Here is a 23655-nt window from a genome sequence, read left to right as displayed (position 1 = left end):
CGTAAAATAAGGAAAAAAAAGGGAAAAAAGCTACTAATCCTCGCGCGCAACCTCAATCACTCCCGAAACCAATTCAAGCTCTGTAACCAAACTTTCCAAGTGTGCCGTATCATGAATCATCAACGAAATTTTTCCCTCAAACAAGCCATCCTTCACCCCAATCGAAAGAGCCGTAATATTCACTTTTAACTCATCCGAAATTACCCGCGTGACATCATTCACTAATCCCACCCGGTCGATACCACGTATCGTCAACTCCACCACAAAGGACATCTGAATCTGACTCGTCCACTGTGCCTTAATTACCCGATCCCCATGTCGTGATAATAATTCTGTCGAATTAGGACAAGTCGTCCGATGAATTTTTATCCCCTCATTAATCGTCACAAAACCAAAAACCTCATCACCCGAAATGGGATTACAACACTTCGCTAAGGTATAATCCACCTTATCCATATCCTCGCCAATCAGCAACATATCTGAATCCTTGCGTTCCTTCTCCACCTGCCGCATCCCACTCTTAAACGTCTTCGTATCCGTAATCGGCGATTGAATCGACTTTTCCGCCTGCTTGCGCTCATGTAATTCCTTGTCCAACTTCCAATGTTTCAGTTGGTCTACCGATATGTAATTCTTACCAAAACGGTAAAACAAATCATTCGCATCCTTCGCATTAAAATACGCCCGCAACTGATTCGTAATTTCCAACGTCAAATTGGGATAACCCAAATGCTTCAAACGATGTTCGACCAAATCCCGGCCCGAAATCAAATAGGTCTTATTCTCCTCTTTGATAAATTCCTTAATCCGCGCTTTCGCCTTAGTCGTCGTCACAATCCGCAACCAATCTTCAGATGGCTTCTGCTTGGAAGATGTTAAGATTTCAAGCTGATCACCATTGGCCAATTTGTGCGAGAGTGGCACCAGCTTCCCCCCCACTTTGGCACCGATGCAATGTCCGCCTACCTCGGAATGAATTTCAAAGGCAAAATCTAAGGCCGTTGCTCCTATCTGCAAAACGACCAATTTCCCTTTGGGCGTAAAAACAAATACCTCTTCGTTGTATAAAGAGTTTTTGATGTCGTCGACAAGTTCGACTGCCGACTGGCTTTTATCGTTTGTTTCGAGCGCTTCACGTACTTGACTTAACCAAGACTCAAAAGCCTGTGAAGTACGCGTGTCCGTCCCCTTATACTTAAAATGGGCAGCTACCCCCTTCTCCGCAATCTCATCCATCCGCTTCGTACGAATTTGAACCTCAACCCAGCGACCCTCTTTGTCATTCCCAAAAGGCATACTCATCACCGTCGTGTGCAGCGACTCATAGCCATTCGATTTTGGGGTTGAAACCCAGTCTTTAAGCCTGCTTGGATTAGGCCGATAATGATCTGTGACTATACTGTAAACTTCCCAACATTCCCCTTTTTCGCGCTCAAGAGGCACATCTAAGACCACACGAATCGCAAACAAATCGTAAATTTTCTCGAAAGGAGTATCTGATTTTTTTATCTTATTGTAAATGGAATAAATAGATTTCGGTCGGCCTATAATCGTATACTTTATCCCACGCTCATCCAGCGACTTTTTGATGGGCCGAATAAACTCCTCCACAAAACTCTCGCGGCTCTGCTTATTCTCAGTTAAGTTAGTAGCAATCTCGCGATACGCCTCCGTCTCCGTAAACTTCAATCCCAAATCTTCCAACTCCGTCTTGATCGCATTTAAACCTAAACGGTGTGCCAAAGGCGCATACAGATAGATCGTCTCCGAGGCAATTTTTAATTGCTTCTCTTTGGACATACTTTCCAATGTGCGCATGTTGTGCAAACGATCGGCCAACTTTATTAAGATCACGCGAATGTCATCCGAAAGTGTTAGCAACATCTTACGGAAATTCTCCGCCTGCTGCGATGTGCCATATTCAAATGTCCCCGCAATCTTCGTTAACCCATCAATAATCTGTGCAATCTTCGGATTAAAAAGCTTTTCAATTTCTACTAATGTCGTATTTGTGTCCTCAACAACATCATGCAAAAGCGCAGCAATAATCGACGTAGTACCAAGTCCTATTTCCTCTACACAAATTTGAGCAACGGCCAGCGGATGATATACATAAGGCTCCCCAGATTTGCGGCGCATATCTTTGTGTGCTTCCACCGACATCAAAAAGGCCTTCTTGATTTCTTTGGCATCATCGTCCTTTAAGAACGGTTTAGCCGTACGCAAAAGCTTGCGATAGCGTTTTAAAATCTCCAGACGTTCCGCTTCTAAATCAATGATCATATCATTAGGCTTGAATTAATGCGACCGCCATCGCGGAAATACCCTCAGCTCTACCCACAAATCCCAACCCTTCCGAAGTTGTTGCCTTCACCGAAATTTGGTCTATGTCAATTTCCATCACCAAAGCTAAATTTTCTTTGATCGCCGGTATATGGGGATTTAATTTCGGACGATCAAGCACCACAGTCACATCCACATTTCCCACTTCCCAGCCTTCCGCACGAATCATCTCCATCACTTTTTTTAATAACAACGTGGAAGCAACTCCCTTCCACATCGAATCCGTATCCGAAAAATGATAGCCAATATTACGCATATTCGCTGCACCTAAAAGTGCATCACAAAGCGCATGACAAACTAAATCGGCATCCGAATGTCCCAAGGGACCAAAATCGCTCGGAATCTCCACACCTCCTAAAATAAATGGCCGACCTTCCACCCATTTGTGAACATCATACCCTTGTCCTACCCTGATTTTCATGCTACTTGTTGTTTACGATAAAGCAATGTATTCTTTTTGCCGCGAACAAATAAATGCTCAGCCCAATATTGTAAATCTCTAAGCGGCACCGCCGCAATTTGATCTGCCTCCATATTCACAAAATCAACATTTCCTGCATTCGCCGCCATAGCCAAATTCATCGCCCGGTTCAACACCTCCACCTCCCCAAAAACTAAGGACGACTCCGCCTGATTCTTCACGCGCTGTAAATCAGCCTCCTGAATTCCTGAATTGACAAATTGCTCAAGTGCAGCATCTAATGCTTTTTCAGCAGTCTCCAACGAAATGCCATCCGCAACTTGGCCTTGTATCACCAGTAATCCTGGGTCCAACGACCCCGTTTGATGCGCATGTAAGGAATCAAAAATACGTGCATCCTGAACTAAGTGCACATATAAAAAGGAAGATTCATTTCGTCCCAATAAATCACTCATCAAGTCTACCGCATAAAATCCTGAATCATAGCGACCGGGCACCGGATATGCCCGGTAAATCCGATCCGCTGGTACATCCGCGGAAATTTGCATCTGACGATCCTCCAATTGTTCCGGTTCCTGCATGCGATGACGCACAGGTTTTTCTCCTCCCGGAATAGGCTCAAACCACTTTTGGGCAAGCACCTTGACTTTATCAACGGTCACCTTTCCAGCGACCACTAATATCGCATTAGCTGGTACATAATAGCGGGCAAAAAAGGCCTTAACATCATCCAATGTCGCTTCTTCAATATGTTTAATATCTGCCCCGATTGTAGCCCAACGGTACGGATGTACGGCATAAATCAATGGACGAAACTTCAACCATAAATCGCCATAGGGCTGATTTAAGTAACGCTGCTTAAATTCCTCAATCACCACCTTGCGCTGAACTTCTAAGGATTCCGGATTAAAGGCCAATTGTTTCATGCGATCGGACTCTAACCAAAAAGCCGTTTCTAAATTTTGGCTTGGGACTGAAATATAATAATTAGTCAGATCTGGGGTCGTAAATGCATTGTTTTCACCGCCCACCCGTTGCAATGGCGTATCGTAATTGGGGATATTTTCAGATCCCCCAAACATCAAATGCTCGAATAAATGTGCGAAGCCGGTACGATGCGCCTCCTCATCACGAGACCCCACATCATAAATAACATCCATCACCGCAAGCGTGGTGGTCGGATCCTCGTGAACGATCACCTGAAGACCATTTGCAAGCGTAAATTGTTCGTATGAAATCATGGGGTTGGGATAAAAAAGAAATAGAAACAAAAGTAAAAAATTAGGCCCAAAAACCACAGAGCTTCCCTATTTTTACAATTCAATTTTTAACTATGCGCAAACTGCTCGTTGGCATTTTTCTACTAACCTCCCTTCCCAGCTTCAGTCAGCTCCTACAAGATGCTCAGGCTAAAGCACTTATCACACAAGGATTGGACCATTTATATGCCTATAGTTTTAAAGAGTCCATGGATGATTTCAATGCCTTGAAAGCCAAATACCCAAAAAATCCCGCCGGTTATTTACTTTCGGCCATGCAGTTTGAAAAACAATATTTCCCGTTGAAAGATCATCCGGCTCAAAGTAGGGCTTATTTAGCTTTTTTGGAACTTACTTACCAACTAGCCTTCGAGGCATACGAACGCAACCCAAATGACCACGAAGCCGTATTTTTCTGCATCTCGTCCTTGGGATTTTTAGCTGCGTATGAAAACGACTATCAAAATTACGTGAAGGCAGTTAATCATACCCGAAAAGCCTATTCCCATTTGAAAATAGGGTTGCGGAATACGGAGCGCCAACCGGAATTTTTGTATTCTGCGGGACTTTACAATTACTACCGCATTGTATATCCTGAGTTACATGCCGTAATTCGTCCCTTTATGGTCTTTTTTGAAGATGGTAGTAAGCGCTTGGGGATATCTCAGCTAGAAGCAGCGATTAAGAAATCGGTTTTTGTTAAAAATGAATCGACCTTTTATTTAGCTTATGTGTACAATAAATATGAAGGAACGCCCAGCAAAGGGCTCCCATATTCTGAACTACTCGTGAACAAATACCCAGAAAACCACTTATTTAATTTGCAGCGCGCCGAATTATTAACACTCGCAGGTCAATATGACGCTGCTGATGCATTCATTCAAAAATTAGAAAAATCAAAATCCCCTTACATGACGGGAGCCGCCCATGTATTTCGTGGCATGCGCGAAGAATTTGAACGCAAACGTTTTGCCATCGCAGAAGCTCATTACGGCAAAGCCATGCAACATCCCTGGGAAGAACGATTTACCAAAGACATTCACGGCCTCGCTTTAATGGGCATCGCACGCTTAGAAAACCGGAAAGGAAATAAAGTTAAAGCCCTAAATTGGGCCAAAAAAGCAGCTGAATTTGTCGAATATAAAAACTCGATCGAAGAACAAAAAAGACTTGTCAACGCATATGGAAAGTAGAGAAGCAGGCATCGAACGCCTTTATCCGAAGATCTGGGGACGCATGTCCGCCCGCTATTATTACTTGCACCAGCTACGCAAGCAACTCGAACGGGTCATTAGTTTGTACGTGAGGCATTCGCCACATCAGTTGATTGCCGACTACGGTTGTGGAAATAAACCATACGAACCTTTGTTTGCTCCATTTGTGGAGCAGTATATCGGATTAGATTTGGCGTATAACACAAAAGCGGATGTCATTGTAGATCCCAAAGGTATTATCGATATGCCCAATGAGACCGTGGGTTTTGTTTTATCCACCCAGGTACTCGAACACGTAGAAGACCCAAAAGCGTATTTAAAAGAGGCGCACCGGATTTTAGCGAACGATGGAAACTTGATTTTATCGACCCATGGGTATTGGATGTTTCATCCGGACCCAACGGACTTTTGGCGCTGGACGTCGACAGGCCTGAAAAAAGTTGTGCAAGAGGCTGGATTTGAAGTCGTGTATTTTGAAGGTATTTTAGGTCGCTCTTCGATGGGCCTTCAATTATTTCAAGATGGTATCCTTTTCAAACTCCCTAAATTTGCTCGGCCTATTTTATCCATCATCATGCAGCCACTCATTATCTTTTTTGACAAGATTATCGGATCCAAATCACGAAATGAAGATGCATGTACGTTTATTCTCGTAGCGAAGAAAGTCTAGCTTGTTCGTACGCATACGTTTTTTCGAATGCTTCATCCAAAGGACTTAGCGTAAAAGGAATCATTGATTTCAGTTTGCTTATATCCAAACTTACACGTTGGACATCCGTAGGCATCGCCTCCACAAATTCTACTTGAAAATTCGGAATTCGTTGTTTCACCAAATCGATGATTTGAACTAACGAAAGCGTTTGGCCTGAACCAATGTTAATGGTTTGGTTTTTTACTCCTGAATTCATTAGCTGCATCATGGCCTGCGCAATATCTTCTGCAAACAAATAATCTTTCGCTTGACTTCCATCTCCCCAAACCACAAATGTCTCGCCCTTCAAGGCCTTGCGAATCGCAATGTTAATGACACCTTGCGTTTCAGATCTGTGATGTAACCCAAATGGGTTTGATAAACGTAAAATCAAATAATCGATTTGATACAAATTCGCATAAAGACGAATGTAATGCTCAACGGCCAATTTAATAATACCATAAGAACTAATCGGTTGGCACGCTTGATCTTCTTTTTTATGACTCGGCTCCTCATTTCCATACACCGCACCACCCGAAGAAAGGTAAACAATTTGCGTACAACCAAAGGCCTTCATCACCTCCATCAATCCAATCGTAGGCAATAAATTTGTCTCCACATCTGCCTGAATATTCTGCGTGGACAACGCTGGAATAATCGAACTGGCAAAATGAAAAACATGTGTAAAGGGATGTTTTTCGAATAAATGCTGCAGCAATTTAGCATCTGCATAATCACCTTTTACAAATATCACATCAGGAAATTGGATCGAAGATTCTGGGATTTCTTGGGAAAGAACAACAATCTCAGGCGCGTTAACTGCTTGTTTTTGAACAAAATCAAGCAAATTATAGCCTAAAAAACCAGCACCGCCTACAAGTAGAATTTTATCCATGACCACAGTATCTAAAGCAAAAATAGGGTAATTTCGTAGAAAATACCCCCAGCTATATGAATTTGCTTATTGCCCGTTCGAATTTCCACTCCTATTCCGAGACGTTTATCGACGAGCAAATCAAGCAATTGCAACCGGTAGAAGTCCTGTATGAGGGCTGGCTCCCCAATCAAACGTATAGCGGAAAATCCATTTATCCATTTCCACTTTCGCAGCTAGCTGTTCGTGGGAGTATCCGTAATCTCGCACCAGGTCTCTACCGGAAAATCTATCAGCACTACTTGAAAAAGTTTTTGCGCGCGAACGAGGTGGATGCATTTTTGGCCAACTATGGTCCGTTGGGGAGTAATATATACGAAGCATGTATTGCGCTTGGAATTCCTTATTCGATTGTATTTTTGGGTTTTGATGCCAATGAAAAAAAGACGTTGGATACTTATCGCGCCGACTATGCCGCGATGCTACCCAAAGCGCAAGCGGTGATTGTTGTCGCAGCTTCTATGCGCGCAAATTTAGAAGCGATCGCAGGACCTTTGCCGAATTTACATGTGATTCCCTGTGGAGTAGATGTCTCCACATTCAAACCGGGAGGTGAAAAATCAAAGCGATTCACTTTTATATCCGTTGCCCGATTTGCAGAAAAAAAAGGACCCATACATTCGTTGCGGGCGTTTGAAATTGTGATCAAGCAATTTTCTGAAGCACGCTTACAGATGATTGGCGATGGTCCGATGTGGGACGAGGCGAAGGCGTTTGTTCGCGAAAAGGGATTATCGGAAAATATTGAATTTTTAGGAGCCATGTCGCAGGCTGAATATTTACCTTATTTACAAGCGGCAGATGTGTTTGTCCAACATTCCATTATTACAAAAGCTGGGGATTCTGAGGGAACACCCGTGGCGATTTTAGAGGCGGCGGCTTGTGGATTGCCTACGGTTTCGACCCGACATGCCGGCATACCGGATGCGGTGATTGAAGGTAAAACAGGCTTACTTACAGACGAACATGACATCAATGGTATGGCCGAGGCGTGCATATCCCTAGCACAAAATGAGTCTACACGGGAAAAAATGGGGGTGGCGGCTCGAAAACATGTCGAAATAAACTACGATGTCGTCAAGCTCAGTCAAAAAATCAAAAGTCTCTTAAAATTTGTAGTTTTGTAGCTTATTTAATTCATGCATGGGAATCGTCATTCGGCAAAGTCTTAAAGCCTCCATCGTCACCTACTTAGGTACGGCGATCGGGACGTTCAATGTCATCTTTCTCTATAATCAGTTTTTAAGTCAGTCGGAAGTAGGTTTAATCGCAGGTGCCCTAGTCAGCATTCCACTCATTTTTGCCTCATTTACCCAGTTAGGAATTCCGCATATCGCCGTTCGATTCTTTCCTCATTTTGATGATCCATCGAATGAGCATCGTGGATTTTTCTCCTTTTTATTGATCTCCCCCTTAGTGGGCTGGGGACTTTTTTCCTTAGGATATGTCGCCTTACGGGGCACATTTAATGCGATTTACGCAACCAATTCCCCCCTATTGCCCCAATATTTTTACTACATCATACCACTGACAGGTAGCTTTTTATATATGTCGGTGCTTGAATCCTACGCCCGCGTCCACCTGCGAATCGTCGTTCCAGCCATCATTCGGGAGTTGTATTTACGGGTTGCGAACGCATGTTTGATCTTGGGATTTGGATTAGGCTATTTAAACTTTGACCAGTTGGTGCAAGGCATTACCGTCTCCTATCTCGTTGCTGTACTTGCCTTATTACTATACATAAAACAGCTAAAGCGTTTTTATACCAAACTCGATTTTTCTTTTTTACGCCAGCCGATCTTTAAGGAGATGGTGGCTTATGGCGGTTGGGTTATTTTAGCGGGAGCAAGTTTTACGTTGATTCAGCATGTGGAAAAAATCATGCTTCCGGCGTATACGGGTGGATTGGGGACGACAGCTATATTTGATATTAATTCCCGGATGGGATTGATGATTGCGATACCACGCAACGTCATTGCGGCGATTAGTGCCCCGTTATTAGCGCAAGCTTGGAAGCGTAACGACACTAGCCAAATCGAAGACATCTACAAAAAGTCATCACTCAATTTACTCTTAGTGGGCTGCTTTTTGTTTTTGCTTATTTGGTGCAATTTGGATTTCATATACCAAATCATCCCGCGGCATGAGGTGTATGAAGCTGGTCGCTGGGTGGTTTTGATGGTGGGCATTTCGAAGATTATCGATATGGGCACGGGCTTAAATTCGGAGATTTTGATTAACTCCAAATACTACCGATATGACCTTTTATTCTATATGATATTGGCGGTGGGCATTGTGGTGGGCAACTTAATTTTCATTCCCTTGTATTCATATAATGGGGCGGCACTTGCCTCATTAATTGCGCTAGCGGGATATAATGCCATCAAGTATTTTTTCTTGTGGGCCAAAATGGGCTTGCAACCTTTTGAGTGGAAAACGGCCTGGATCGTGCTATTGAGTCTTGGGGTTTGGTATGTGGTGTCGTTTATTCCCGTTTTAGGCGAGGGAGATTGGATCGCTTGGATTCTAAATTTAGGCGTTCGTTCTACTGCGGTTGGATTGTTATTTTTCTTTGCCGGATGGGCGCTGAATTTATCCCCCGATTTATCGGCTATGATTAAAAGCAAATTGAGCAAATGAAGTTGATGTCATTAGCGGGAGGTTTGCCGCATTATTACAATTTGGTCTTAAACAAACTTCAGCGCGAGATGGGTGTGGAGGTGTGTGTGGTGGTGCCAGCAAGTAAAGGGGCGACCTTAGGTGCGGGCGTATTTGAGAGCAAAGATGGCATTGAGTTCAAGGTTTTTTATCAAGAAGAATACACGACCTATTATGGGAAGAAGTTTTTCCGTGGGTTAAAGGAATTGATATTGCAGGAGAAGCCAGATGTATTGATGGTCAATTGGCCTTACCAAGCTTCATTTGTCTTTTATCCGAGTTGGTATAATTTCTTACGCCGCAATAACGTGGCACTCATTTCCAAGGAAATCCCATTTCAGGTACCTCATTACAACGAGGCAATTTCGTACTATTTACAAGGTGGAGGTGTGACGGAGAATAATCAGGCGCATCAGAAAAACACATCGATTCTTGCCCGTGTCAAGTTCATGATTGTCCGGGAAACACGTCGCTTATTTAGTAATCTTGTCGATGCGCATATTAATTATTTGGATGAGGCGGTGTTGATGCATGCGTCGTATGGTGTCCCGGCAGAGAAGGTTTTTGTGACGGCAAATTCACCGGATACGGATGCTTTGTTGGCAACGGCCAACCAGCTAAAAAACGTCCAAGCTAATCCCTATAGATTGTTGCACATCGGACGTTTAGTGAAATGGAAGCAGGTGAATGTATTGATCGAAGCGGCCATTTCATTGCACGCAAAATATCCCCAGACCGAACTGAGCATCGTAGGAGATGGACCTGAATTGGAAGCGTTAAAAGCTCAAGCAGCAGGATACGATTTCATCCAATTTCATGGAGGCATTTATGACCCCACCGAATTAGGCAAAATTACGTGCGAATCAGGTATCTATGTCTTGGCCGGCATGGGCGGTTTATCCATCAATGAGGCCATGTGTTTCTCGAAACCCGTGGTATGCTCCGTGGCAGATGGGACGGAAAAGCGTTTAGTTCGTGAAGGATTTAATGGCCACTTTTTCGAGTCAGGATCTGTGGCAAGTTTAACATCGGTCATTGAAAAGCTTTTTGCAGACCCGGCGCAAATCGCTGAAATGGGTAAGCGCTCGCAAGAAATCATTGAGAAGGAAATCAATATTCATACGGTGCTGGGGAATTACATGGAGGCGTTTAAGTTTGCAATCGCGAAGCGATAGTAAACAGTCGCTAGTAGAGACGCGACACTTCGCGTCTCTACGTTTAGCACTTTGGCAATCCTTCCAGGTTTGCCAAAGCTTGAGACGCGAATGCGTCGATTCAAATATAAGACGCGAAGTATCGCGTCTCTACAATATCAAACACTTTTCCTTATCTTTGTCCCCATCATTTCCTACAAAGATTTCTAAATGAAAGTAATTCAGGTAGTCGGCGCACGGCCAAATTTCATGAAAGTCGCACCGCTGCATCGCGCGATTCAAAATCTTCCCAACTGGACTTCCAAAATAGTACATACCGGACAGCATTTTGACGCTAAAATGAGTGATGTTTTCTTCACGCAACTTGAATTACCCAAACCCGATTTCTTCCTAGGTATTGGAGGAGGTACCCATTCCGAAGTAACCGCCAAGATTATGTTGGCTTTCGAACCCATCCTCCTCGAAGAAAAACCAGACCTCGTTATCGTCGTAGGCGATGTCACCTCCACCCTCGCTTGTACCCTCGTCGCCATCAAAATGGGCATTCCATTAGCGCACGTGGAAGCGGGACTTCGTTCTGGAGACCGGTCCATGCCTGAGGAAATTAATCGGATTTTGACTGATTCTGTGGCCAATTACCTATTTGTTACGGAACAAAGTGGCATCGACCATTTGAAAAATGAAGGGGTCCCCGACGAAAAAGTGTTCTTTTCGGGTAACGTGATGATCGATTCACTTGTGCGCTACCAAGAAAAGGCAAAAAGCAGCACGATCTTGGCCGACTTGGGACTAGCGACTGACGACTACATCGTCATGACTATGCACCGACCGGCCAATGTCGACACGGAGCTAGGACTCAAATCCATTTTACGTTTAATCGAATTAAGTACCACCCAAACCAAAGTCGTTTTTCCCATCCATCCACGTACGCGTGCCCACATGGATAAATATGGTTTAAGTGAACAACTGAATACGAACCCGAATTTAATTTTAACCGAGCCTTTAGGCTATTTGGAATTCATCCAATTGATGAGCCACGCAAAAGCCATTCTAACCGATTCGGGCGGTATTCAAGAGGAGACAACGTATCTGGGAATACCTTGTTTAACATTCCGCGATTCGACCGAAAGACCCATTACGGTAACGCTGGGGACGAATCAGTTATTGGCCGACTTAGACCCAGACAAAACATATCAAGCACTATTAAACATCTTGCAAGGAAATTGTAAACAAGGTCAAATACCACCACTTTGGGATGGAAAAGCCGCAGAACGTATCGCACAAACATTAGACCAAATCTGTAAAGCCTAATGTCAAAAGCGCTCAATATTGTCCTCCTTTCCTACCACAACCAAAATGGAGGTGCGGGAATTGCTGCAGGGCGGCTCCAACAAGCGCTTCAAAAAGCTGGACACAACGTCACTTACTTGGTCCAAGAAAAATCAGGGGATGACGCGTCTGAATTGATTCGAACAGGCCTTTGGTGTAAACTTTGGAACTGGATCCGTTTCATCATGGAACGCCTCTATTTTCTTCCAAGTGAAAAAAGTAAAGCCATTCGATTTTTATTTAATACAGGATTATTTGGGCAGGATATCAGCCGCCACCCTGCCATTAAAAATGCGGATATTATTCATTTGCATTGGATCAATTTTGGCTTTTTGTCCATCGATAATATTGAGCAGCTGCTGAAACTTGGCAAACCCGTTGTTTGGACCTTACATGATATGTGGGCTTTTACAGGGGGGTGTCACCATAGTGGAGAGTGCGAAAACTTTCAAACCAATTGTGGGTCGTGTAAATTTGTCAATAAACCCGAGCGCTGGGATATTTCACATCGCATGTGGGCGCGTAAAATCTATGCGTTCGACTACCGCAATTTGCACATCATTACCTGCAGCGACTGGCTAAAATCGCGCGCAGAAAAAAGCACCATTCTTGCCTACCACAAAATTGAATCGGTCCCAAATGCAATCAATACAGAAAACTTTCAACGCATTAGTGATGCCAAAAATATACTTCAACTCAACCCCTCAAAACACTACATTCTTTTTGTAGCGATGCGAGTAAATACGCCAACCAAAGGGTTTGGTTATCTAAAAGACGCATTAGAAATTTGGAAAAACGAAAACCCAGAAGCCGCTAAAAACACCGAATTGTTACTTGTGGGTAATGTCTTAGACACCTCCGAAATCAAGGCACTTCCCTTACCGGCAACGAGCTTGGGGCACATCGCTGATCCAACGAAAATGCGTTTGATCTATTCGGCGGCGGATGTATTTATTACACCTTCTTTGGAAGAAAATTTACCGAACACCATCATGGAAGCAATGGCCTGCGGAACACCTTGCGTCGGCTTTCACGTAGGCGGCATCCCCGAAATGATTGACCATGAAATCAACGGCTATGTCGCGGAATACTTGTCGGCAAAATCACTCGCCTCCGGAATCAAATGGTCACTGAACCACACACCTAATGAGGCTGCACGTGAAAAAGTAATGCATAGCTATCAGGAAGATATTATTGCTAAAAAGCACATCGATCTCTACCTCAAATACCTCTCGGATGGCCAAGCTTAGCATCATCACGATCACCTACCAGGCAGAGAAATTTCTGGAACGTACCATCCAAAGTATTTTGGAACAGGGGCATAGATCTGAAATTGAATATGTCATTGTGGATGGAGCTTCCACGGATGGAACGCTTGCGTTGATTAATACATTTCGGAAAGACATAGATATTTTAATCTCAGAAAAGGATCGCGGAATATATGATGCCATGAATAAGGGTCTTCAGGTAGTCAACGGTGAATATGTGCTGTTTTTGAACGCGGGAGACACTTTTGCAGCTAAAAATACATTGGAGCACATACTAAAAGCGCTGGATTCAAATCCAGATGTACTCGTAGGAGATGCCATGTTTGTGGACATGCTTGGACAGGAAATTGGCCTACGAAGCGTCGTAACTCCCCACCGTATTCCAACTAAACTTACTTGGAAATCATTTAAAAAAGGCATGGTTATTTGCCATCAATCCTTTGTCGTCAAACGGGAGATTGCCCCTCGATTCAATGTCGAATACCAATTAAGTTCAGATATTGACTGGGAAATCAAATGCCTTAAATTGAGCCAAAAAACGATGCAGTTGGCTGAGCCAATTTGTCAATACCTCATGGGAGGTGCCTCTGTACAAAATCTAAAAAAATCTTGGAAGGAACGTTTTCATGTCATGCAAAGCCATTTTGGTTTACTACAAACGATCCTTGCGCATGTATGGATTCTGTTTCGCGGTATCCGATTTGCCCTGAAAAAAGGTGGTAAATATTGGTAAACATATGAAATTTCAACTCATTCTATTTTTAGTACTTATTTCATTGGCGCCTACAAGCGGCCAAAAATTTCGCTTTGCCACCAGCCTAGGAACAAGTTATATTAACTGGTCGCAGAATCAAGTGAGTTTAACTACGAGTGCTGCTTTACAATTTCAAAAACCGGGTAAACCAACGCAACTATACGGTCATTTACAAGTCATCGGAAATATGCAAAGCACACGCATATCCGACCAAAGCGTGTCCTTTCGAGGTGGAAAGGGGGAAATTGGTGTGAACCAATTTATGAAGATTGGCTTATTTGCAACCACAAGTGTTTATAGTTTGAGCATGGCTAAAAAAACGCGCACTTCGAATAATGACTTCCTATCAGATGAGAAATTTTCACTTCATGGGTTACGCGCAGGACTTGGTTTTAAATCCAATGGAAAAGTAAAGACGACAGCTCAGGTCAAGGTTTTTAAACCTTTTTTGGCAAAGGTGAGTTTACAAGATTGGGAAAATGAACAAAGTACCACCCTAGATAATGCAATGGGCTATCAGGCTAGCGTTGATTTCCGACTAACCGACTGGTCTTTTGGATTTGACTATGAAAATATACGGTATGGGGGAACTTATGCCAACTTAAAACTAACAAGCGCCCAAGTAACTTACTTTTTTTAATATGCTTCTTTCTATTTTGATTAGCTTAATGAGTTTCAGTGCTGACAGTACAATCAAAACGACTGAGCTAAATGAAGTAGTCGTTCGTGTTTTTGAACAAAAAAAATCCACCTTTTCAAGTCCCGATGCCATTGCTATTTTGAATGCGCAAGACTTAACACGCACAAACAATACTAGCTTCGTGACCTCACTAAACATGCAAGCCGGTGTGCGGATGGAAGAACGATCACCAGGCTCGTACCGCATGGCAATTCGTGGAAGTGCGCTTCGTGCACCATTTGGCGTGCGAAATGTGAAGGTTTATTGGAATCAAATGCCCTTAACGGATGCCGGAAACAATACCTATTTGGCATTGATTGACCCAGATTTTTTTAATGAACTAACGATAATCAAAGGGCCAAGCGGCGGATTGTATGGTGCCGGAACAGGTGGGGTCATGCTGTTCAACACGCCAAGTGCCACGCAGAAAAAAATCGTACATCAACAGGTTGCCAACAGCCTTGGAGGCTATAAACAGAGCTGGGATTTGCAGACAAATGGGCATCGGGTATATGCCAGTTATTGGAATCAAGAAGGCTACCGGAAGCAATCGGATATTAATAAACAATGGATTTCATATGAATACCACAAAGAACTAGGTCGAAACACGCAACTGGATTTGATCACGTACCTTGGTCGCGTGACGTACCAAACACCCGGTGGCCTTACCCTAAAGCAATTCCAAACTGACCCCCGACAAGCTAGACCAGCTGCAGGCCCATTTTTAAGTGCGGCGGACCAAAAAGCAACTTTTCGATTGCAAACGCTAGGCGTGGGAGTACAATTGACTAGTCGGTGGAATGAAAACTGGAGCGCGACAAGTAATCGGTCAGCGCAACTAAATTTAATCGAAAACCCAACCATCCGTAACTACGAAATTCGGAAAGAACTCAATTTTAGTAGTCGGAATGTCATCCACTTCAAAAATGATGACCTCAGCGTAGACGGTGGCCTTGAATTCCAAACGGGTATTTTTGATAGCCAAACCTTTGGTAATAAAAAAGGAACTAAAGACACGCTTCAGTTCACGCAAAATACCACCTTGCAAAATGCCAGTTTGTTTCTGCAGGGAGAATATAAAATAAATAATTCCTGGAATGTAACCTTAGCCGGCAGTTACAATCAATTTTGGACGGAATTTATCGGTAATGAAGGCATCTTTTCGCCACGAATCGCCCTGTTACACAATATTACACCACGGCAAAACCTAGTTGTCAAAGTCGTACACGGATATTCGCCTCCTAGCCTAGGTGAAATTCGTCCATCGACCGGCATCATCAATAGATCACTTCGTGCAGAAAAAGGCTGGAACAAAGAGGTGAGTTGGCGCGGCAAATCCAAATTCCTGCAATGGAACCTGAGCGTATACCAATTTGACCTCAATGAAACCATTGTGATTCGTCGGGCCGCTGATGGGTCTGAATATTTTGATAATGTGGGTAAAACACGCCAACAAGGAATCGAGTTGAGCCATGTGTGGAAAATAGGGCAAAATCTTGAACTGACTAATGCAGAAACGATTCAAAACTTTCGCTTTGTCAACTATCAAATTGCGGGTAAAAACTTCTCTGGAAACCGACTAACGGGAACGAGTCCATTCCAACATGCGAGTACGGTGAGTTATGCGATTTCGCAATGGATTCGTTGGCATATTCAATACACCTACACGGATAAAATTTACCTAAATGATGCCAATACGGACCAATTACCAGCGGTTCATTTATGGAATTCGAAGGTAGAGTACCAGCGTGGGAAATGGAATGTTTGGCTAAGTGCGGAGAACATAGGCGATACGATGTACACGTCCGGACCTGATTTAAATGCATTAGGCGGACGTTATTATAATACGTCGGCAGGTCGCAATTTCAGTTTGGGACTTAGGATTACCTTTAACTAGGGGCGTGTATGGTTTAATTTTTCCATCAGTTCCGCACCATGTGCATCACTGACTGGAATATCGTAGGTCCCTATCTTAATTCGCAATTGCTTAATTGATTCAATCTTACGCAAGTTGACAATAAATGATTTATGCACCCGCATAAAACCATGCGGACCCACTTTGGCCTCTAAGCCTTTCATGGTCATTTTGGTTAAGATGGGTCGCTTCTCTCCTTCGATAAATATCTTCACATAGTCTTTTAAACCTTCGATGTGCGTGATTTGTGGAATCGTGATACGCACCAGAGAATATTCCACATTGGCAAAAAAGAAATCTTCCAATGGTTCAACAGGAATTGTAGCTGGACTCGTATGAGATTGTTGGAACAAATGATACGCCTTATTCGCGGCTAATGAAAAGCGCTCCAGACTCGTAGGTTTCATTAAATAATCCACTGCGTCCAACTGGTAACTTTCAACTGCGTAATTGTCATAAGCTGTAACAAAGATTACCAGAGGTCGTTTGTTGAGTGCTTGCAAAAATTGAGTGCCTAACATACCCGGCATTTGAATATCAAGAAAAATCAAATCTACTTCGTGTGTTTGCAAAACCTCCATGGCATCGAAGGCATTTTTACAGGATGCGACTAACTCGAGAAATGGTATTTGGCGCACATTTTCCTCTAATAATTTTCTCCCCATATTTTCGTCGTCCACAACGATGCACTTCATCTTTTCCATGATTTACTTTGTTTGATGTAAGCTGATTTCTAAGACTACACGGAAAATTTCGCCTGTATTTGTCACATCAATATGATGTTTTCCAGGATACAATAATTCCAAGCGGCGCAAAACATTTTTCATACCTATACCCGAACTAGCTTCTTTTGACTCGTCTTTTAGTTGGCCTATTTGATTTTCCACTCGAAAATTTAAATGACCATTGTCAATGCTGAAATTTACATTAATCGTTGGATTTTGAACGAATGAAACACCATGTTTAAACGCATTTTCAACGAATGGAATAAGGAGCATTGGTTCGATGGTACAAGCCCGCATCACACCATCAATCTGAAAATCAATTGCTACATCGCCATCGAATCGCATGCGCTGTAAGTCAATGTAATTGCGTAAATATTCCAACTCGCGTTCTAATGGAACCATACGTTGGTCTGAATCATAGAGCATATAGCGCATTAAGGACGAAAGTCGAATGGTTACATCCTCCGCTTGCTTATCAGCTTTGGTACGAATCAAGTACACAATGCTATTCAAAATATTGAAAATAAAGTGTGGGCTAATTTGCGAGCGTAAAAATGAAAGTTCCGATTTCAATTGTTCACTAAATCGCTCTTCGCGCTTACTTTCAAAGTCGATGAATTCCAACAATAACCCATACGTGGACCCAATTGCGGAAATCATAATTAAAGGAAATATGCCGCGAAAATCAAAGAATTCCTTATGCACATCAAACGGCATATAGTAAATATGATACAGTGACTGAATGCCAAAAAACAAGGCAATGAATAAAAACAAGACACCAAAATAGACAAAAACACCCCACCGCTTAAACAGAATAGGGACAAGCAATAAGGTGATAATGTAAAAGAGCGGAACGATGGTTAATAGCTCCAACCAAATATGTTCAGAAAATTCAGGATCTTTAATCGGACCAGATTCGCTATGATGATCTTGGTGTGCTGGACTTATCAAAGGCAACCCAATCCACAAACCCCACAGAATGAGATTAAAAAGGACCTTAAACGTCAGCTTAGTTTTGGGAATATTCCAGGCGAGCCACATACATTGAAATTAGTGTTACAAAGCTAGCCATAAGCTACCAAATTGAAAACTCAAAATACCACACCTCATATTTCGTAGACCAAGTCATATTTTTGGTCTATCATAAGCAAGAAATATACGAATCGCTACATTGTCAACGTTAGTCAACTATAACAAGTAAACCGCGATTGATCTACCCTTATAAAACAAAAAAGCGAGCCCTTTCGAGCTCGCTTTTTCTATAAAAAATAGCTTAAAAGTTACGTTCCCCTGCTTCTCTTTTACCTAAAAGTACAGCACCCACCATCGCTACGAAGAACAAGATTGATACCAATTCAAATGGTAATAAATATTCTGAATACAAGATCTTACCCAAGTTTTCCACCATACCTGTCTGCGATGAAAACCCTACTGCTTCGGCGGTGGGAGATGGCATATTATTCTTATGAAATGCAGCGATAAATATCACCAAAAGTACGCCTGATACAATAACACCAGCCAATTTAGTCAAGGATGATTTCGAATCAGGTTTGTTCTTTCGCAAATCCAACATCATGATCACAAATAAGAATAAAACCATGATGGCACCCGCGTAAACGATGATATTCACCGCCATTAAAAACTGGGCATTCAACAACACGTAGTGTCCAGAAATGCAGAAAAAAGTAAAGACCAAATACAAGACCGAGTGAATCGGGTTTTTGGCTAACACAACCATCAGGGCGCTAAGCAGCGTCAAACCTGATAAAAAGTACCAAATATTTGAAATATCCATAGGGTTATTATTTCCAACCATCACGCAAATAGCGCTGATCCATTTTTTCAACTAATTTATCTTTGCCATAAATGACTTCATCCCGTGAATTGAATACAGGGACCATGGTATCGTGACGCAAGAAGATGGCTTCTTTTGGACAAGCTTCCTCGCACAAACCACAGAAGATGCAACGCAACATGTTGACCTCATACACCTTTGCATATTTCTCCTCGCGGTATAAGTTCTCCTCTCCTTTTTTGCGTTCTTCAGCTACCATGGAAATGGCTTCCGCAGGACAAGCAACCGCACATAATCCACAAGCTGTGCAACGCTCAGCTCCCTGCTCGTCGCGCTTTAAGATATGTTGGCCACGGTAAATAGGCCCCAAATATCGTGTTTGCTCCGGATAACGAATCGTTACCGGCTTCGAGAAAAAGTGCTTTAGCGTGGTTGCCATTCCGCCAACAATCGCCGGAAGATACATACGCTCAGCCAAGGTCATTTCACCCTGCTCGATTACCTTTGTTTTAGTGCTTAATTTCATATACCTAAGCTATTTTTTTCTTTCTGAAGATCGCGTCATTCAAGAATAAACCCGCGATTAAAATCACAACTCCCGCAATTCCTGCAAGTATCGGTTGGCCTATCAAAATACCAAATCCCGTCACCACCACATTAAACATGGCCAACGGAATTAAACCTGTCCAACCTAAACCCATTAATTGGTCATACCGGAAACGTGGAAGCGTCCAGCGCACCCACATAAACACAAACACAAATAATAATGCTTTGCCAATTAACGCACCCATGCCCACAAAAGCAGCAATAGTTGTACCAAATTGTCCAGCTACAAATGCATATCCCGGATAGTCATATCCACCGAAAAACAACGTGGCCATAACCGCTCCTGAAATAAACATGTTGATGTATTCCGCGAATAAATAAAAACCAAGTTTCATCGACGAATATTCCGTATGATACCCACCAATTAATTCCGTCTCACATTCAGGCAAGTCAAATGGCGTACGATTACATTCTGCAAACGAACAAATCAAGAAAATCAAAAAGCCCAAAGGCTGTTGTAAAATATTCCAGTGACCAGCTTGTTGGGTTTCTACAATTGTCTTCGTTGACAGCGAACCTGTCAACATTAAAATCGCGATGATCGACATACCCATCGCTAGTTCGTACGAAATATTTTGCGAAGCCGCACGAATTGCCCCCAATAGCGAATATTTATTATTGGAAGCCCAGCCACCAATCAATATTCCATAAACGCCTAAAGATACAATTCCAAACACCCACAGAATACCAATGTTTACATCGATACCTTGTAAATCAAATGTCACACCTCCCACAGTTACGGTGTCTCCGAAAGGAACTACAGCGGAAGTCATTAAGGCGGTCAACATCGATAAACATGGACCAGCAATAAATAACCATTTGTTTGAGTTAGCCGGAATAAAATCTTCCTTCATGAACATCTTAACCGCATCAGCTAATGGCTGCAAGATTCCAAAAGGACCCGCACGATCTGGACCGATTCGATCCTGCATAAATGCAGCAATCTTCCGCTCAAAATAGGTGGAATAGGCCGCAATACCGAGGGTAATTGCGAATACAATTCCTACGAAGATGGCTTTGGCCGTAAATACATCATTCAATAATTCCATAGCTTATTTCTTTGCGGGCAAAATTGATTTAATTTCTATTGAACTGCGATCGCGGTTATCATCGATTTGCTTGAAATCACGTGCAGCTTGTGCAATTGGGAATGCTGGGTGAATCAAATTCGCACCATATTTATTGGCTGAAATCACCGAATGTCTAGACACTTCCGTAGGTCCTTCAATCACCCAATCCGATGTTTTCTTCCGATCAAAACGGCATGTGTTGCAAATGAATTCCTTCAATTCACCCCACTGGTTCTTGCGACCCGTTACCCGAATCACCTCTTCCCCGCGGTACCATAAAGTTACATTACCTGAACATTTGTCACATGAGCAATGCGCGTCCATCGGTTTCGAGAACCATACACGGCTCTTGAAACGATACGTTTTATCAGTTAATGCACCTACGGGACAAACATCAATCACGTTACCCGAGAAATCATTATCAATCGCCTTCTCAATGTACGTGCTAATTTCAGCATGATCTCCACGGTTCATCACTCCATGAACACGGCCATCTGTGATCTGATCCGCCGTGTAAACACAACGGTAGCACAAGATGCAACGATTCATGTTTAACTTGATGTTTTCACCTAGGTCAACCGGCTCGAAGGTATTGCGTTCTTCGACCGTACGGGTAGTAGAAACCCCATGTTCGAAGGAGAAATCTTGCAAATGACACTCACCCGCTTGGTCACATACGGGACAGTCCAACGGATGGTTTAACAATAAAAATTCAACAATTCCCTTACGTGTTTCTAGCACGGCTTCGTTCACCGTATTTTCCACAATCATGCCATCTTGAACAGCTGTGATACAGGCTGGAACTAATTTAGGCATCGGACGCGGATCTTTTTCAGAACCAGCCGTCACTTTGACTAAGCACGCACGACATTTGCCACCTGACCCTTGAAGAGGTTCATAGTAGCACATAGCTGGTGGCGCAACCTCAGGGCCGATCATCCGAGCGGCTTGCATGATGGTTGTTCCCGGTTCTACATCTAAGGTGATGTTGTCAATCGTTACTTTCATAATCTATCATCTAACAGGCTTGCACCTGATGTTATTGCTTATTCAATTCCGAAAAGCGCTGGATAAAACTCGTTGCCGAATATCCCAAAGCCTTTTCCTTCAATTTTAACCCTAAGGCCTCACGTTCTGCCAAAGGCCACGCTAAAACCGCTTCAATCTTGTTGGCCGCATGTGCCTCATCCGTATACTCCACCAACAACTCTGGATGTGCTGCCAAAAAATCATTTACGCCTCCTGCCCCTTTAAATCCAATAATCGGAATCGCCGCATAGGCTGCCTCTAACATCACCAGCGGAAAAGGATCCTCCCGCGATGACAAGAAAAACAAGTTGGCCATATCAAAATACGGCTTTGTTGTCAGTTGCTTGGATACCAAATGCAAGCGATTTTCCGTATCCCATTCCGCTTTTTCGGCCTTTAAATCAGCCGAAAAGGGCTCATTTCCAACGCCCACCCAGACCACATGTAGGTTTGGATTTCGGGAAATTAATTGCTCGGCAACACGCACAAAAATATCCGTTCCCTTGCGCCATTCAGCTAGCCCGCAGCCTAAAACAACCAGCGCATCCATGGGAATTCCCAATGCCTTACGCTGCTCCTGTCCACGGTCCTGCTGTTGCTTAGGCAATTCCACGATAGGTGGCAAAATCGCCAAATTCTCATTTGGAACTGCATAAGTTTCTTGCAAGACTTGTTGAACCTGCGCCGAAACCGCATAAACGCGCCTACAATCATTTCTCAAAAACGCCATGTCTTCTTTCGAAGCATACATTTTTAGCGAAAAATCAAGCTCATGGATGTAAGCTTCAAAAGCCGCATTCAGCGGTCGTAATTGCTGCATTAATCCCAAAGAAGCTACGGTATTACCCAAAATCAAATCAAATTTTTCACGCTGTAAACGCGCAATCAAACGCTTGATTTCAGAAATACTTGGTTCCCGATTTGTCCGATCCTCACGTTTGAGTATCGGTATTTTTTTTACCCATTTGGCCAATTGGCTGGGACCTTTCTCCCAAACCCAGACCTGGGCGTATTTTTGATACGTTTTTAACAGCACACCCCCACTTGCCAACAATAAATAGGGTTTATTCCCCCGAGCTGCCTCCGCTTTAATCCAATGTAAAAGTACTAATTGCGCACCTGCGCGGTTGGCATCATGACCCACAAATAAGACCTTGTTTGCCATGAAACTAAGTTAGTTGGCCCAACTAGCACCCGCGCGCATAAACACCGCACCTGGTTTTGTTGCCTCTTCTGGGTGCGTAATATGCCATTCAAATTCATCTCTAAAGTGACGAATCGCCGCAGCCACAGGCCACGCCGCTGCATCACCTAACGGGCAAATCGTGTTTCCTTCGATTTTCTTAGCTACGTCAACTAATAAATCGATATCCTCAATTCTTCCTTTCCCTGTTTCAATACGCTTGATCACCTTATCCATCCAGCCAGTACCTTCACGGCAAGGGGAACATTGTCCACATGACTCATGGTGGTAAAAACGCGCAAAAGTTAAGGTATTGTGTACGATACAAGTTGTCTCATCCATCACGATGAATCCACCGGAACCTAACATAGTCCCTGTTGCAAATCCACCTTCCGAAAGTGACTCATACGTCATTAAACGTTTCTCGCCAGCATCAGTCGTTAAAATATTATCTGCTGATAAAATAGGCACGGAAGATCCTCCTGCCACAACAGCTTTTAATTTATGTCCTTCACGGATGCCTCCGCAATATTCGTCTGAGTAGATAAATTCCTCTACGGTAATTCCTAACGGAATTTCATAAACACCAGGTTTTTATGAAATTCCGTTAGGAATTACCGTAGAGGAA

The 23655-nt window shown here is 43.1% G+C and carries 21 protein-coding genes and 1 pseudogene; 10 read left to right on the top strand and 12 right to left on the bottom strand.

Annotated features, from left to right (window positions below; genetic code table 11):
- Positions 1 to 33: 33 nt before the first annotated feature.
- The 3 genes from ACIQ6T_RS08055 to ACIQ6T_RS08045 are packed head-to-tail and all read right to left on the bottom strand — an operon-like array spanning position 34 to position 4005.
- Positions 34 to 2283, bottom strand: a complete 2250-nt coding sequence (locus tag ACIQ6T_RS08055) for a RelA/SpoT family protein (RefSeq protein ID WP_395785384.1) — start codon at positions 2281 to 2283, stop codon at positions 34 to 36.
- Positions 2284 to 2287: 4 nt separating this feature from the next.
- Positions 2288 to 2764, bottom strand: coding sequence for a 2-C-methyl-D-erythritol 2,4-cyclodiphosphate synthase (gene ispF, locus ACIQ6T_RS08050; RefSeq protein WP_395785383.1), 477 nt, complete (start codon positions 2762 to 2764; stop codon positions 2288 to 2290).
- Positions 2761 to 4005, bottom strand: coding sequence for a M16 family metallopeptidase (locus ACIQ6T_RS08045; protein WP_395785382.1), 1245 nt, complete (start codon positions 4003 to 4005; stop codon positions 2761 to 2763). Before ACIQ6T_RS08045 ends, ispF begins: the two co-directional genes overlap by 4 nt.
- Positions 4006 to 4097: 92 nt before the next feature.
- Between ACIQ6T_RS08045 and ACIQ6T_RS08040 the strand changes: the two genes are divergently transcribed.
- Together ACIQ6T_RS08040 and ACIQ6T_RS08035 are read left to right on the top strand one after the other, a co-directional pair.
- Positions 4098 to 5216: a hypothetical protein gene (locus tag ACIQ6T_RS08040; protein WP_395785381.1), complete on the top strand. Its 1119-nt coding sequence runs from the start codon at positions 4098 to 4100 to the stop codon at positions 5214 to 5216.
- On the top strand, positions 5206 to 5907 hold the full coding sequence (locus tag ACIQ6T_RS08035; RefSeq protein WP_395785380.1) for a class I SAM-dependent methyltransferase: 702 nt from the start codon (positions 5206 to 5208) through the stop codon (positions 5905 to 5907). The genes ACIQ6T_RS08040 and ACIQ6T_RS08035 overlap by 11 nt, the downstream gene beginning before the upstream one ends.
- Here the strand turns inward: ACIQ6T_RS08035 and ACIQ6T_RS08030 are convergent.
- Positions 5882 to 6823, bottom strand: coding sequence for an NAD-dependent epimerase/dehydratase family protein (locus tag ACIQ6T_RS08030; RefSeq protein ID WP_395785379.1), 942 nt, complete (start codon positions 6821 to 6823; stop codon positions 5882 to 5884). The two genes, ACIQ6T_RS08035 and ACIQ6T_RS08030, sit on opposite strands and share 26 nt — an antisense overlap.
- A 56-nt stretch (positions 6824 to 6879) precedes the next feature.
- Here ACIQ6T_RS08030 and ACIQ6T_RS08025 point away from each other — a divergent pair, with 56 nt between their 5' ends.
- The 8 genes from ACIQ6T_RS08025 (at position 6880) to ACIQ6T_RS07990 (ending at position 16601) form a co-directional block, all read left to right on the top strand.
- Positions 6880 to 7989, top strand: coding sequence for a glycosyltransferase (locus tag ACIQ6T_RS08025; protein WP_395785378.1), 1110 nt, complete (start codon positions 6880 to 6882; stop codon positions 7987 to 7989).
- Positions 7990 to 8005: 16 nt separating this feature from the next.
- Positions 8006 to 9502 carry a lipopolysaccharide biosynthesis protein gene (locus ACIQ6T_RS08020; protein WP_395785377.1) on the top strand — a complete coding sequence of 499 codons (1497 nt, stop codon included), beginning with the start codon at positions 8006 to 8008 and terminating at the stop codon, positions 9500 to 9502.
- Positions 9499 to 10695: a glycosyltransferase family 4 protein gene (locus tag ACIQ6T_RS08015; protein ID WP_395785376.1), complete on the top strand. Its 1197-nt coding sequence runs from the start codon at positions 9499 to 9501 to the stop codon at positions 10693 to 10695. Before ACIQ6T_RS08020 ends, ACIQ6T_RS08015 begins: the two co-directional genes overlap by 4 nt.
- 189 nt (positions 10696 to 10884) lie before the next feature.
- Positions 10885 to 11985, top strand: coding sequence for a non-hydrolyzing UDP-N-acetylglucosamine 2-epimerase (wecB, locus tag ACIQ6T_RS08010; RefSeq protein WP_395785375.1), 1101 nt, complete (start codon positions 10885 to 10887; stop codon positions 11983 to 11985).
- On the top strand, positions 11985 to 13253 hold the full coding sequence (locus ACIQ6T_RS08005) for a glycosyltransferase (protein WP_395785374.1): 1269 nt from the start codon (positions 11985 to 11987) through the stop codon (positions 13251 to 13253). Before wecB ends, ACIQ6T_RS08005 begins: the two co-directional genes overlap by 1 nt.
- On the top strand, positions 13240 to 14004 hold the full coding sequence (locus tag ACIQ6T_RS08000) for a glycosyltransferase family 2 protein (protein ID WP_395785373.1): 765 nt from the start codon (positions 13240 to 13242) through the stop codon (positions 14002 to 14004). The genes ACIQ6T_RS08005 and ACIQ6T_RS08000 overlap by 14 nt, the downstream gene beginning before the upstream one ends.
- 4 nt (positions 14005 to 14008) lie before the next feature.
- Positions 14009 to 14665, top strand: a complete 657-nt coding sequence (locus ACIQ6T_RS07995; protein ID WP_395785372.1) for a hypothetical protein — start codon at positions 14009 to 14011, stop codon at positions 14663 to 14665.
- A gap of 28 nt (positions 14666 to 14693) precedes the next feature.
- Entirely contained in the window at positions 14694 to 16601 is a 1908-nt protein-coding gene (locus ACIQ6T_RS07990; RefSeq protein WP_395785371.1) for a TonB-dependent receptor, read from the top strand.
- Here the strand turns inward: ACIQ6T_RS07990 and ACIQ6T_RS07985 are convergent.
- The 8 genes and pseudogenes from ACIQ6T_RS07985 to ACIQ6T_RS07950 form a co-directional block, all read right to left on the bottom strand.
- Positions 16598 to 17323 carry a LytR/AlgR family response regulator transcription factor gene (locus ACIQ6T_RS07985; protein WP_395785370.1) on the bottom strand — a complete coding sequence of 242 codons (726 nt, stop codon included), beginning with the start codon at positions 17321 to 17323 and terminating at the stop codon, positions 16598 to 16600. The two genes, ACIQ6T_RS07990 and ACIQ6T_RS07985, sit on opposite strands and share 4 nt — an antisense overlap.
- Positions 17324 to 17326: 3 nt before the next feature.
- Positions 17327 to 18385 (bottom strand): sensor histidine kinase, encoded by a 1059-nt coding sequence (locus ACIQ6T_RS07980; RefSeq protein WP_395785369.1) that lies wholly within the window; start codon positions 18383 to 18385, stop codon positions 17327 to 17329.
- 232 nt (positions 18386 to 18617) lie between these two features.
- Positions 18618 to 19139 carry an NADH-quinone oxidoreductase subunit J gene (locus ACIQ6T_RS07975; RefSeq protein ID WP_395785368.1) on the bottom strand — a complete coding sequence of 174 codons (522 nt, stop codon included), beginning with the start codon at positions 19137 to 19139 and terminating at the stop codon, positions 18618 to 18620.
- Between the two features lie 7 nt (positions 19140 to 19146).
- A complete protein-coding gene (locus ACIQ6T_RS07970) occupies positions 19147 to 19665 on the bottom strand; it encodes a NuoI/complex I 23 kDa subunit family protein (protein ID WP_395785367.1) in 519 nt (172 codons plus the stop codon).
- Positions 19666 to 19669: 4 nt separating this feature from the next.
- Entirely contained in the window at positions 19670 to 20794 is a 1125-nt protein-coding gene (nuoH, locus tag ACIQ6T_RS07965; RefSeq protein ID WP_395785366.1) for an NADH-quinone oxidoreductase subunit NuoH, read from the bottom strand.
- 3 nt (positions 20795 to 20797) lie between these two features.
- Positions 20798 to 21823 carry a 2Fe-2S iron-sulfur cluster-binding protein gene (locus ACIQ6T_RS07960; protein WP_395785365.1) on the bottom strand — a complete coding sequence of 342 codons (1026 nt, stop codon included), beginning with the start codon at positions 21821 to 21823 and terminating at the stop codon, positions 20798 to 20800.
- A 31-nt stretch (positions 21824 to 21854) separates the two neighbouring features.
- Complete coding sequence (locus ACIQ6T_RS07955; RefSeq protein ID WP_395785364.1) at positions 21855 to 23009, bottom strand: glycosyltransferase; 1155 nt, start codon at positions 23007 to 23009, stop codon at positions 21855 to 21857.
- A gap of 9 nt (positions 23010 to 23018) precedes the next feature.
- Positions 23019 to 23621, bottom strand: a pseudogene (locus ACIQ6T_RS07950) (NADH-ubiquinone oxidoreductase-F iron-sulfur binding region domain-containing protein); the annotation flags it as partial.
- Between the last annotated feature and the right edge of the window lie 34 nt (positions 23622 to 23655).

The organism is Aquirufa sp., assembly GCF_044377215.1.
Lineage (GTDB): Bacteria > Bacteroidota > Bacteroidia > Cytophagales > Spirosomataceae > Aquirufa.
The sequence above is the reverse complement of the archived record's forward strand: the minus strand, read 5'-3'. Positions and strand labels throughout refer to the sequence as shown.